12 protein-coding genes are annotated in these 13,006 nt (G+C 42.5%); 5 read left to right on the forward strand and 7 right to left on the reverse strand.

Annotation, left to right across the window (positions count from 1 at the left end; translation table 11 throughout):
- Genes AB4Z30_RS02775 through AB4Z30_RS02785 form a run of 3 tightly spaced genes read right to left on the reverse strand, consistent with a single transcriptional unit; the run spans position 1 to position 3,084 of the window.
- The gene (locus AB4Z30_RS02775; protein WP_441923085.1) at positions 1–1,932 is read right to left on the reverse strand and encodes a glucose PTS transporter subunit IIA; all 1,932 of its coding nucleotides are present in this window, start codon (positions 1,930–1,932) and stop codon (positions 1–3) included.
- 27 nt (positions 1,933–1,959) lie between these two features.
- On the reverse strand, positions 1,960–2,514 hold the full coding sequence (locus tag AB4Z30_RS02780) for a DJ-1 family glyoxalase III (protein WP_441923087.1): 555 nt from the start codon (positions 2,512–2,514) through the stop codon (positions 1,960–1,962).
- 12 nt (positions 2,515–2,526) lie between these two features.
- Positions 2,527–3,084: a DJ-1 family glyoxalase III gene (locus AB4Z30_RS02785; protein ID WP_441923089.1), complete on the reverse strand. Its 558-nt coding sequence runs from the start codon at positions 3,082–3,084 to the stop codon at positions 2,527–2,529.
- A gap of 228 nt (positions 3,085–3,312) precedes the next feature.
- Here AB4Z30_RS02785 and AB4Z30_RS02790 point away from each other — a divergent pair, with 228 nt between their 5' ends.
- The gene (locus AB4Z30_RS02790) at positions 3,313–4,257 is read left to right on the forward strand and encodes a LysR family transcriptional regulator (protein ID WP_441923091.1); all 945 of its coding nucleotides are present in this window, start codon (positions 3,313–3,315) and stop codon (positions 4,255–4,257) included.
- A 185-nt stretch (positions 4,258–4,442) separates the two neighbouring features.
- The gene (locus AB4Z30_RS02795) at positions 4,443–5,819 is read left to right on the forward strand and encodes an MmgE/PrpD family protein (protein ID WP_441924167.1); all 1,377 of its coding nucleotides are present in this window, start codon (positions 4,443–4,445) and stop codon (positions 5,817–5,819) included.
- A gap of 115 nt (positions 5,820–5,934) precedes the next feature.
- Here the strand turns inward: AB4Z30_RS02795 and AB4Z30_RS02800 are convergent, their stop codons facing one another.
- From AB4Z30_RS02800 to AB4Z30_RS02810, 3 genes are read right to left on the reverse strand one after another with little or no spacing between them, the layout of a single operon-like run.
- Entirely contained in the window at positions 5,935–7,383 is a 1,449-nt protein-coding gene (locus tag AB4Z30_RS02800; protein WP_441923093.1) for a glycoside hydrolase family 1 protein, read from the reverse strand.
- 15 nt (positions 7,384–7,398) lie between these two features.
- Entirely contained in the window at positions 7,399–8,238 is an 840-nt protein-coding gene (licT, locus tag AB4Z30_RS02805) for a BglG family transcription antiterminator LicT (RefSeq protein WP_441923095.1), read from the reverse strand.
- A 44-nt stretch (positions 8,239–8,282) separates the two neighbouring features.
- On the reverse strand, positions 8,283–10,181 hold the full coding sequence (locus AB4Z30_RS02810; protein ID WP_441923097.1) for a beta-glucoside-specific PTS transporter subunit IIABC: 1,899 nt from the start codon (positions 10,179–10,181) through the stop codon (positions 8,283–8,285).
- A 293-nt stretch (positions 10,182–10,474) separates the two neighbouring features.
- Between AB4Z30_RS02810 and AB4Z30_RS02815 the strand changes: the two genes are divergently transcribed.
- From AB4Z30_RS02815 to AB4Z30_RS02825, 3 genes are all read left to right on the forward strand, one after another.
- Positions 10,475–10,660: a hypothetical protein gene (locus AB4Z30_RS02815; protein ID WP_441923099.1), complete on the forward strand. Its 186-nt coding sequence runs from the start codon at positions 10,475–10,477 to the stop codon at positions 10,658–10,660.
- An 81-nt stretch (positions 10,661–10,741) separates the two neighbouring features.
- Complete coding sequence (locus tag AB4Z30_RS02820) at positions 10,742–11,212, forward strand: hypothetical protein (RefSeq protein ID WP_441923101.1); 471 nt, start codon at positions 10,742–10,744, stop codon at positions 11,210–11,212.
- 106 nt (positions 11,213–11,318) lie between these two features.
- Positions 11,319–11,789 (forward strand): ferritin family protein, encoded by a 471-nt coding sequence (locus AB4Z30_RS02825; RefSeq protein ID WP_441923103.1) that lies wholly within the window; start codon positions 11,319–11,321, stop codon positions 11,787–11,789.
- A gap of 145 nt (positions 11,790–11,934) precedes the next feature.
- On the opposite strand, the gene AB4Z30_RS02830 is transcribed toward AB4Z30_RS02825, so the two are convergent.
- A complete protein-coding gene (locus tag AB4Z30_RS02830) occupies positions 11,935–12,834 on the reverse strand; it encodes a cation diffusion facilitator family transporter (protein ID WP_441923105.1) in 900 nt (299 codons plus the stop codon).
- Positions 12,835–13,006 lie beyond the last annotated feature (172 nt).

The raw sequence follows: 13,006 nt of genomic DNA on the forward strand, positions 1-13,006 counted from the left end.
CTAAGCATGAATGCGTAGCAATGCCTCATTTTGGGCAATTCGATCTGTAGCGACCTGCTCTACACTCTGATATTCAAACGTATTTGAAATAATAATCGGTACCACGGTATCAAATCCTTCTGCACGAATAGCTTTATGGTCATATTCAATTAACAAATCCCCTTGTTTAATGATCTGATCCTGCTGCACATGAGAAATAAAATGTTTGCCTTTCAACTTGACCGTATTAATGCCCACGTGAACAAGCATCTCTACACCTTCGTTCGACATCAGTCCAATGGCATGTTTGGTCGGGAACAACGAGACAACCTTTCCGTCAAATGGCGCATATACTTTACCGTCGATGGACTCGACTGCAGCGCCACTGCCTAAAGCAAAGATAGGGTCGTCAATTTCTTTTATGTTTTTAATTGTGCCGTTAATAGGAGATCCAATGATTAACATTCCTGAAGGTCGAATTACGCTCTCATTTCCTGTATTTGCAGATGGGGATGCGGAAGATTCAGAAATCGCCCCTGTGGGACTAACTGTTGCAACATTGGCTGTTCCATGGCTAACATCGACCGTAGCTGGAGCTGGAATGTCCTCTTCAATTCCCCAAATTAAAACGGCAACCAAGGCAAGCGTTATACTTATTACAACGCCAATGATAATGTGAATGTAGCTATCAGCAATATAAGTTGGCAACGCAAGAATTCCCGGTAAGATTAGGGCTGTAGCTCCTCCGCCCCAGAAATTGATATAAGCTGCTCCAATGCCTCCAGCAAGCATTGCACAAATAAACGGCCGCTTGTATTTCAGATTGAACCCGAAAATAGCCGGTTCCGTAATTCCAAACATGGCTGTTATACCACTGGACAAAGCACTGGATTTGCTCGCTTTATGTTTCAGTAAGAGGAATACGCCAAGACATGCTCCGGCTTGAGCTAGATTTCCTGTCAGATTAGCAGGAGAGATCACCGAGTAACCGTATTCTGCGATAAGCTGACTGTTTATGGGTGTAATCGCGTAATGCATGCCAAATATGATCAAAAGTGGCCTGAATGTTCCGAACAAAAAGGCACCGATAACACCATTTACGGTATAGAGATACGTTACAATTTGAGCAACACCACTGCCGAAATAGGTTCCGATCGGCCCGAAAACAATTAATCCAAGAGGAACCATGATAAACAACACAATCATCGGTACAAACAAGATTTTAAACATATCGGGTATGCGCTTATTGACAAAGCGGTGTACGTAGCTCATGACCCAAACGGAAATAATAATCGGAATAATCGTTGACTTATAGTTCACGAGCAGCAACGGGAGCCCGAAAAAACTCAAGCTGGTGATACCGGTCTCTGCTGCTTTTGCAGCACCTTCCATGATCGTCGGATACATGTAAGCGCCCGCAAGAGCAACAGCTAAATACTCGTTCGTTTTAAACTTCTTGGCTGCACTGACTGCTAGAAAGAAGGGGGAAAAATAGAAAATAAGATCGCTAATTAGATTAAAGGTTTGGTATGCACCGCTTGTTGTTTCTAGAAGATTCGTTGTCGTCAGGATTGCAAGCACGGACTTGACCATACCGCATCCAATTAACACGGGAATGACTGGCCCGAATATACCTGCCACCGTTTCCACGACTCGGGATAGCACATTCTTTTTTTGCTGCACTGCTTTCACTTCGATGTCCTGATTATCCAAGTCAAGCTTTTCACTTACTGCGTCAAAAACGCTTTTCACTTTTGCACCAATAATGATCTGCAACTGACCGCTGTTAAACTGCGCTCGCAGGACACCTTCCAGTCGGTCAAGCGCTTTCAAGTTGACCTGAGACTCATCTTTTACGTTGAATCTCAGTCTAGTTGCACAATGCGTGGCATACGTAATATTATCCTGTCCAATGTTAGCGATAATTTCCTTAGCCAATTCCTCAGTTTTCATATGATTCCCCCACCCTCTTAGCTGTCTTTACTTGCCTCCGGCAAAGTTATATAACATCTTCTCACGCAAGCCTGATGTATCTTTGCCGAAAATCTCTGCAATTTTGTATGCAAACGGATAAGGTGTTGCAGGCCCTTGGCTTGTAACGAGGTTTTGGTCTGCTACGACAACCTCATCCTTGAAGATGCCGCCAATCAATTTCTCAGCGTACCCTACATAACCTGTTACCTGTTTGCCCTCAATGACCTTGGCATCAGACAGTACCACCGTACCGGAACACATTGCGCCAATGTATTTGTTGTTCTGATTGAAGTACTGCACCATGTCAATTACATCGGGATTTTCCTTCAGGTTTTGGCCACCTGGGCGGCCTCCCGGCAGAACGATCATGTCATACTGCTTTACTTCTTCGCCAAAAGGTTTGTCTGCTTCTACAAAGATGCCGTGCATGCCCTTAACCAGCTTATCGCCAAAATAAAACGTGTCACATGTCAGGCTGGCTCTTCTCAAAATATCCACAATCGTCAGCGTTTCGCCCTCTTCGTAACCTTCCGCCATCAATACTGCTACTTTATTCGTCATTTCAGTTCCCTCCTATTCAGCATCAAATGCATTGAAATAAACCATACGATTCTTTACAGCCATACTATCCCCGCCTAAGGCATCCACCAATGCATAAGCAAAGGCATAAGACGTTGCTGGGCCACGACTTGTAATCAGATTTCCATCTTGAACCACAATGTCTTCTTTAAAAGTGCCTGTCGTTTGAATCTTCTGATCATAGCCTACATATGCAGTAAATTTTTTATTTTCCAAGACACCTGCTTTAGCAAGTGCAAGTGGCGCCGCACACATAGCTGCTACATATTTGCCAGATTGGTTCATCTCCTGAAGTAGTTCAATCACACGTTCATCATCACGAAGATTGGCAGCTCCTGGCATGCCTCCGGGAAGTACGATCATATCGTAATTTGTAACATCGTTACTGAATAGAGCATCGGCTTTCACTACGATATCATGACTGCCGCGCACCATTTCCCCCGCTGTACTGATCATATGACATTCGATATGGGCTCTTCTTAAAATATCCACAATCGTCAGCGTTTCACTTTCTTCAAATCCTTCTGCTAAAAGAACTGCAACTTTACTCACGCACATAACCTCCTGTTTATTTTATTTAGAGTAAGCAATTGTTTATTGCTCACGCTTACAACGCTGTAGGTGCCGTGATACATTCATAATTTAGCATACATGTACGCAACCCTAAAGCACATTTAGATTGCTTGTATGTAACTATTAGTTGCAGTATGATAATCCTAAGCTTGTTGGTATAAATCATCCGTTGATTAAAGTCATAGAGAGAAAACATAGGAGGTCAGTATGCTGAATAACTATAAATATTTTTTGGTTCTATCCGAGGAATTAAACATTTCAAATGCAGCCAAGCGGCTCTATATCTCCCATCAGTCCCTAAGCAAATACCTGAAAAGCTTAGAAGAAAAACACGGGGTTACGTTTTTTGAACGAAAACCTAAAATTGCTCTGACACCTGCGGGGAAAATTATGCAAAACACGTTTCTCCAAATTGAATTGCTGGATCAAAATATGGAGAATCAACTCACCGATCTAAAAGAGGATAAGTCAGGCACCATTCATTTTGGCATTACCGAAGGACGTTATCCGATTATCGTACCAAAGCTGTTAAAAGAATTTCGTAATTTGCATCCCAAGGTTCAGCTTGAAATTCATCGTACAACTTCACCGCAAATGCAGGAGATGGTGTTAAACAATTCACTGGATCTGTTTCTGTCGGGTGTAGACAATATTGTGACGCAAAATGTAAAATATGAAACGATTCTGCATGAACAAATGTACATGGTGATTTCAGACAATCTGCTTAAGCAGTATTTCCCGGAGCAATATCCCGAATGTATTGAAACCTTTAATCAAGGTGCTGATCTGAGTCTGTTTCAACATGTTCCATTTGTACTGAACAAGAAAAACTTCAATTCTCGTATTTTACTCGATAAACATCTAGCTGAACGTAATATATCCTTGTATTGCATTAATGAATTAACTCAACCAGATATTCATCACCTTCTGTGCGCGGAAGATTATGCTGCCAGCTTTTCGTTAACGATGTACCTTTCAGGAATACAGGCGTTGAATGAGTCCGGACATACGAACTCTCCGCTTCATGTATTTCCGATCGCTGATTTTGCCCATCTCCACCCGCTCGCATTGATTTATCACAAAAACAAAATTTTCCCTTCATACGTTGAGGATTTTAAAAAAATAATTAAGCATTATTGCAGCCCTGCATAGCATCAAATCGAGTAAAGGATTAAGAGACATTGCCCTTCTAGCTTCCTTGTGCATACAAAGGTTGAGTGATTGCAGTTAACTTGTGCTGGAGTTCAACATCTTTCCAACTATATATTTCTGTTATGTAACTTCCCGTACATTCGCGGATGGAAGTCAAAATAACGAGGTGAATTGTTGTGAACACGATGATTGTTGAACTGGCCGATTATGTAACTCGCCTTCAATATGAGGATCTCTCCGAGAGGGCGATCGAGGTCGGTAAACAAGTGATACTGGACTCTTATGGTAATATGATATTTGGTCGATACTCCGAGGCAAGTGAACGTATCCTGAAATATGCAGCCCTTGCAGACTCGGTTATCAAAAATGAAGAATTGGTTTCATTAATTGGTGAGCAGAATGTTCGAACAAGCACAGATCATGCAGTTTTCATCCATACGATGATGGCACGCTGTGCAGATTTGGATGACGGGTATCGCCACGCAATGGGTCATCCCGGTTCTGTGCTTGTTCCGCTACTGCTAAGTGTAGCCCAGTTGCACCGAAATGATGGGAAACAGATGATTGCAGCTATTGTTGCAGCATATGACGTATATGCCAGGTTAGGTGAAGCGATTAATCCATTTATGTACCGAGAAAGAGGATTTGATGCTACCGGAGTATGTGGAGCTGTTGCAGCCGCGGCCTTGGTAAGTAAATTAACAAATGCAGATGCCAAGCAGACCAAAGATGCCATGGGGATTGCTTCCCTGTTCACGGGAGGTTTGATCGAATACCAGAACGATGGAACTTCGGGAAAAATTTTGTGCAGTGGCTGGGCGGCGTTGACCGGATTAAGAGCCGTAAGACTGGCATCCTGTGGTTTTACGGGGCCTGATGCAGCATTAGAAGGAAGATATGGTTTTTTTCAAGCCTTTAAAGGAACAAGCGGGCATTGTGATACAAGTAATGTATTGAATGGGCTGGGAACGGATTTTAAAGTAACGAGTATTTATTTTAAACGCCATGCCTGTCAGCGCGGCTTACACGCAACGCTGGACGCGATGCTGGAACTTCGTGAAGATTATCATTTAACGCCTTCCAAGATTAAGTCTGTTGATGTGAGGACATCTTCCTTTGTTTACCGTCTAACGAACCCTAAACCCAAGACAGCCATTGGAGCACAGGCCAGCACACAATTTACTTCAGCCGTGGCACTTAAATACGGTCGTATGGATTCAGAGCATCTAATATTCGATAGCTTCACTGATCCGGAAGTGCATGAACTGGTTGATAAAATTACAGTAACCTTAGATGATGAAGTACAGCAATATCTGACTGATCATCCAACCCACTTTTGCGCTGCTCATGTCACTATAACAACGTATGATGACAGTGTATACGAACGTTGGATGCCAGTGCCTTTAGGAGATATTGAGACGCCGTTTGGCTGGAACATGCTTGAACAGAAATTTAATCGATTTCTTGCAGACACCCCTTTTGAACCTACCCATGAAGAACGATTTAAGATGATTCAGCATATGGAGAACCTGACGGATGTGGATAAATTGCTTTCTTTGTAAGCGATTTGATTAACGAATAGCTGAATATGGTTTGAAGCTGAACAAAATGACACAAGAAAAAGGGGCTGTCCCTAAGTCATAATTATGGCTGGGACAGCCCCTGCTTCTATTCTAGTTATAGCCCATTATTAGAAATTAGGCTCTGGTACCAGAAGAAACTCTCTTTCCGTCTTCGCTCCAGCGTGCCGTTTCCGTCATTATCCTGGTCGACGTGGATCAGACCGTAGCGTTTTTCCATTTCGGAAGAGGAATAGCTGATCAGGTCGATGATTCCCCAAACGGTATACCCCATAATGTCAACACCGTCCAGCAAAGCCTCATGCATCTGTTCGATATGAGAACGCAGGTATTCGATGCGATAAGGATCGCTGATTGTACCGTCATCTTCAACGGTATCGTAAGCACCAATGCCATTTTCTACGATAAACAAAGGTACCTGATAACGGCTGTACAGATTGTTAAGCGCGAGTCTCAGACCAATCGCATCGATCTGCCATCCCCAATCACTGACAGGCAGGTAAGGGTTCTTCACGCCGCCCATCGTATTGCCGCTAACCGTTTCCAGGCCCTCGCTATCAGCACTTGCAACAAAGGAGTTATAGTAACTGAATGATATGAAGTCAGCCGTATACTCTTTTAGCAACTCACTATCGCCTTCAACTTTTTCAATGATAATATTCTGTTCTCTAAAATATCTCTCGATGTAACCAGGGTAAGCGCCACGCACCTGCACATCGGTAAAGAACAGATTAAATTGATTGTCCTTGTGTGCTGCCAGTACATCGAGCGGATTACATGTGTGAGGATAGTGCAACAGGCTTGTAAGCATACAACCGATTTGAGCATCTGGAATAATCTCATGGCACAGCTTTACCGCATAAGCACTCGCTATGAATTGGTGATGCAACGATTGGTATACCGCATGCTCAACATTCTCGAAACGATCCGGAACAATGCCTCCGTTCGTGAACGGATGACGCACAATGCCATCAATTTCATTGAAAGTAATCCAATATTTTACCTTATCTTTATAACGGTTGAATACTGTTGTACTGAAGCGTACAAATAAATCAACAACCTCTCTGGATGTCCATCCACCATAATGATCGACCAGATACATCGGCATCTCATAGTGAGACAAGGTAACCAGAGGTTCAATTCCATTTTTAATCATCTCATCAAAAAGGCGATCATAGAAAAGCAAACCTTCTTCGTTGGCATTCGTTTCATTGCCATTCGGGAAAATCCGCGTCCACGCAATGGACGTGCGTAATGTTTTGATGCCCATCTCACCCATTAAAGCAAGATCCTCTGGATAGCGATGATAAAAATCAATTCCTCTGCGTTTCGGATAATTCAATGTAGATTGATCCTGAAGAGCCATTTCCAGCTGCTCCGAGCTTACAGCATTTTGTTTTTTGTAGTCACCTACGTTTTTCTTATTCATAGCCGTGTCAGCGGTGGAAATCCCTTTTCCTGCTACGTTCCAGGCACCTTCTGCCTGATTCGCTGCAATGGCTCCCCCCCATAAGAATCCTTCGGGAAATGTTCGATTTATAGTCATATCATAATCCTCCTGTTAATGCGCTCTGTCCATCACACGGCTAATGTGAATGATGAGATACAATCTCTCTTCGTTGGACATAAATCGTTCAAATTTCGCGCCAATATAATTGTTGATCTTGGAAACACAATTGCTTTCCTCTGGATATTTACTCGAAATTCGTTCGAGCAATTCATCATCCTTGGATTCAAGCATTGTGTTCTCTAATAATCGCTGTACAAAAAACTGCAAATGAGTCAAGAAGCGTGAATAATTAATGCTCGATGTATCCAGCTCAATTCCATAATGAATGCGAATAATGTTAAGAATATCTTTAACGGTATTCGTCATCATCATGACCTGACTCATGTTCTGTTCTGTTTGCTGAGCGTTGACCAGATGGAAGGCGATGTTAGCTGCCTCCTCTTCCGGCAGATCCAGTCCAAGTTTATCTTTAATAAACTTCAATGCCTGCTTCCCAATGAGGAATTCTTGCGGGTAAAACTTCTGCACTTCCCATAACATTCGATTTTGTATCGTAATATTCGATTTGAATCGTTTGGCAGCCATATGGAGGTGGTCTGTTAACGAAAAATACAGATTTTCACTGAGATCACGCGATAATACTTGTTTCGCATAGGATATGATTTCGTCTGCCAAAATTAAATACTCTTCCGGCGTCTCTCTCATCAGTGCAGTCATATCCGAGGACATTCCTTCATTCTCAACGACATATACTTTTTCAATTTCATTTTCGTTAATCATGTCCCCGGGCCTGCTTCTGAACCCGATTCCTTTGCCCATGGCAATAACCTCTTTATTGTCATTACGCTTGGCCAAAACAATACTTGTATTGAGAACCTTAACTACTCTCATATCCATGCTCCTCTATGTTCAGGGTGAACTTCACCCCATATTCATTACAAAATGGTTATAAGTGGCGTCTCAGGTCCTATTTTTTCAGATTGCTCATATCCAAGGATTTCAAGATAATCACCACTATTGGTTACAATTACGGGTGTTGTTGTGTCAAAGCCTGCTTTTTCAATGGCTTCCATATCAAACTCAATTAGAAGTTGACCGTGTTTCACGATATCTCCCTCCTGAACAACAACATTGAAATGCTGTCCTTTTAATTTGACGGTATCAATGCCGATGTGAATCAGAAGTTCTATGCCTTCTACTGATTTTAAACCGATGGAGTGTTTGGTGCGAAATACGGTTTGCACAGTTCCATCAAATGGAGCCACAACTTGTCCCTTGGCAGGTTTAATTGCCATGCCTTTCCCCATCGCTTCCTGGGAGAAGGCTTCATCATTTACCGCCTTTAACGGAATTGCCTCTCCTTCAATCGGGGAGAAAACAACCAAACGAGATTGCAATTTCTTTTTCTTCGGAGCTGCTGGCGTTGTTACTTCCTGAGGAGATTTTGCTGATGAAGCTGGTGCATCAGACTCTGCTCCAGGATCATTAAAGCCGATGAAATATACGGCAATTGGTGTAACAATAATCGAAATAGCTGCTGTAATCAGCGCGTAGGTAAAGTTATTTTCCGCCCCGATAAACATCGGTAAAGAAGCAAGACCCGGTCCTACTGCTGCATAAGCTTTCAAGTTGACAATACCAGCAAAGAGTCCCGCTGACCCTGCACCAATCATACAAGCTACCAAAGTGCGTTTCAGACGTAAATGTACCCCGTACAATGCCGGTTCAGTAATGCCGAACAATCCAGATATACCTGCTGGCAATGCAACCTGCTTCAATTTCTTGTCTTTTGCCAAGAACCAGACTGCCAGTGCACCAGCGCCTTGTGCCATGTTAGAAGAAAGCATCGCACTATGGATCAATGTTTCATAGCCGGGTGAAACCATGGCTGCGAAAATAACGGGATAAAACACTTTGTGCATTCCGAACATCACGATAAATGGAAGGAATACGGCCAAAATTACAACGGTTAGCCAACCAATTTTACCTTGAATCCAGAATAAACCGTCTGACAAACCTACACCCAGATAGTTACCGATTGGCCCCAGAATTGTGAGAGCCAGTGGTGCCATGACAAGAAGGACAATTAGAGGTTTAAGGAAGATCTTTACTGGTCCAGGAGAGACCTTATCTGCAAATTTCTCAACATATGACATGAGCCATACGGTCAGAATGATAGGTAAAACACTGGACGCATAACTGATATTAGGTACAGGAATACCCGCAATTTGTACAGGTACTTCTCCTCCAAGTAATGCAATCATTTTGGGATGCAGTAAAACCCCCGCCAGTGTGGCTGCAATATATGGATTTGTTTTGAATTTCTGTGCACTTGAGTATGCCAACAATACAGGCAGGAAATAAAACGCTGCATCAGCGATATTAAGCAATAATGCGTAAATCTGACTATCTTTAGATAGTATACCAAGCGATGTACACAACAGAAGCAAAGCTTTAAACATCCCTGCTGCTGCGATTGCTGGAATGATCGGCTGGAAAATGCCCGTAATCAATCCGGCAAAACTTTCAAACAAACCTTTGAAACTTAGATCTCTTTTCTTGTTTTGTTCCGGATTTTCTTCTGTGTTTATTGTGACCATTTGTTTAAGTTCATTATATACATAGCTTACATCATTACCAATGATAACCTGATATTGACCACCGCTGTATACGGCTCCCATGACGCCATCCATCGCTTTAATTTCTTCGGTTTTTGCTTGATTCGGATCTTTCAGATTCATTCTTAAGCGGGTGGAGCAATGGAGAAAATCATTGATATTTTCTTGTCCGCCTACTTTGTCAAGGATCTCCTTAGCGGTTTCTTTGTAATTCATAAAAACACCTCGCCCCTAAAATTGTGCATAAAAAAAGGCCTAAATAGGGCGGGTATATTAAATATACAAACCACCCAATTTAAGCCTTGCCTGCCGAACAGTAACACGCCAAATTGAATCATATATGATGTTGTTTAAAGCAAATATAAACGTTTACATGGCTAATGTAGCATGGATTTCGACAAAAAGCAACACTTTCTACGCAAAGAACCTTTTTATATTTTATGCATTACCTTAGGATTTAATGGGCATCTTAACCAGATGATATATGTCCGCGACGGGGGTTATAAACAATGCAGCACATTAATGATTGGTTGAAACAGATCGCACATAATTACATCTTGGTGGTCATCGCTGCAATGCTATTTTTTGCGGTCAAAGCTGTTATTGGCTGGTATACGTACAGGCACTATGATCAAAAATTAAATGCAATTACGGATAAACTGAACCGTCTCCTTGAACAGAAAAAGCCGGATTAAATGGTGAAATGTCAGATATAAACGATTTATAGAACTGAGACTGGAATCAAAAATTTCAGTTAAGTTTGGAGGGAAAATGATATGTTGGTTAACTGGGTTTTTGGTATGCTCATCCCCCTGCTGCTGGGTGCATGGATTTTACGGCGCCACTATAGATTATTCGTTTTCTATTACCCTCTTGGTGTTGCGATATCTGCTTGCATTAACAGTATTGGATTTAATTATTTCTGGAATATCATGCCGCATACTCGCAATGRGGCCTTTGCTGCCCTTCCGATGGATCTAGGTATATATCCCGTTACAGGCTGTATTATGATGTATCTGATTCTGGTGAAAAACGCCAAACCTTGGCCAAGTATCGTTGTTTCAGCACTTTTGTTAACATTGATCGAGTGGATTGCCAAGATGATGGGATATGTTGTTTATTTTAACGGATGGAATATCTTCTGGACGTACTGGTCCTACTTCCTGCCTTTTGTGCTTGCTTATGGCTACAGTAAACTTTTGAAAATGACATTTCCAGACCCAATAGCTAAGCGTACCAATCGTTAAAATGTCAAGGTTTTGGCATATCATGAAGCATATCAAACAACAGCGGGTTAACGTTGCTAGGCGTATGTGCATATCTTAACTCATCATTGTTAATGGAGGGATTGGCATGTACACCACGTATCCTTATTTTTATCGAAAACCCTTTACTCCCGTATGGGAAACATCAACAGCTGAAGCGCTCGGACTCATTCAATCGGCTGTTCAGGGTGAACGAAACGATGAACTGTTCTATGATGCTCTTATTCGTATGGCGCCGGATACTTACCAAGCAACGATTATTACAAGAATTCGCGATGATGAGCGCGGACACAATCAGATGTTCAGAGAAATGTATAAAGATCTCACCGGTCATGAGATCACAGGTGTAAGCAGTGAAGCACCCGAAAACGTCACATCGTACCTGGGTGGTTTGCAAAAAGCATTTCAAGGAGAACTATCTGCTGTGGAGAAGTACAGAAAAATATGGTTTGGTCTTCCGTACGGCATTTACAAAGACACGGTGTGGGGGATTATTTTGGATGAGCAAAAACATGCAGACAAGTACAATAATTTGATTATGTATAATATGCCAAAATGATTGCTGGATGAGGTCATTGGCGTTGACGCTGGCATGTTAAAATGTGAAAGAAGCTTAGTTAGGTAACAACACCAAAAAAACCAGTAAACATTATCGTTTACTGGTTTTTTTGCGTATTCTTGCCCTTTTTACATTTCGAACAATATTACATGTATTCGTTGAGCGTTTCCCGCTCCGGCTCAGGCTCGACGTGAACGTGTACCGTATACACATCATGCTCTTCCAGCAGTTCATTCTCTACATCTGTACAGATATCATGTGCTTGTTGCAGATCCAAATCACCTCGAACCGTGATCACCACGTCCACTACAGCATTGCTGCCATAATTACGTGCTCGTACATCCTTCACCGTCTCAACACCATCAATTCCGGCAATCGTATCACGATATTCCTCAATCAATTCAACATCAAATCCATCCGTAAGATGGTGTGTAGCTTCTCTGAAAATATCCCATGCCGTCTTGCAGATCAGCAAGCCGACGATAATCGCCGTTACCGGGTCAAGCCAAGGCAGGCCAAATTGTGAGCCTACAATCCCGATGACTGCACCGATACTTACCCAAGCATCCGAAATATTGTCCCGTGCGGCAGCCATAACAGCCTGACTTTTAATTCGTGCAGCCAGTCTCTTGTTGTAACGATAAACCAGGTACATAATCACCGCACAGAAAACTCCGGTATACGCCGCAAGAAGATCGGGGGATTCATGTTTGCCTTGAAAAACAGAACCGAATGCCTCGAACAAGACTTGAAGTCCGACAGCCATCATAATGAACGAAGCAACCAGAGACGCCACCGTTTCTGCTCTCCAATGCCCATATGTATGATCTTTGTCTGCTGGTCGCTGTGCAAGCTTCAAGCCAATCAACACCGCAATAGATGCCACGATGTCGGTTGCATTATTCAGTCCGTCTGCCTTGAGCGCTTCGGAACCCGCCGTAGTCCCAATAATCAGCTTCAGTGCAGTCAAACATATATAAGCGACGATACTGATGATCGCTCCACGTTCCCCGAGTTTTAAGTTATCGTATCTTACTTGATCCACATTCCGTTCCTCCCGCAATCTTCAACTCTCTTAACACTTGTATGATGGTATCATTGAACATTTGTGTGGGTCTAGAGAAACGTTTTGAGTGTAAGCAAACATAGTCTGAGTGCCGCAAGAGTTTAATGGGAATCCAAAAAAGTTGCGTAAGGAAAACTTGTATTTTGTATGT

Origin of the sequence: Paenibacillus sp. 2TAF8, from assembly GCF_052114825.1 — a bacterium.
GTDB lineage: Bacteria > Bacillota > Bacilli > Paenibacillales > Paenibacillaceae > Paenibacillus.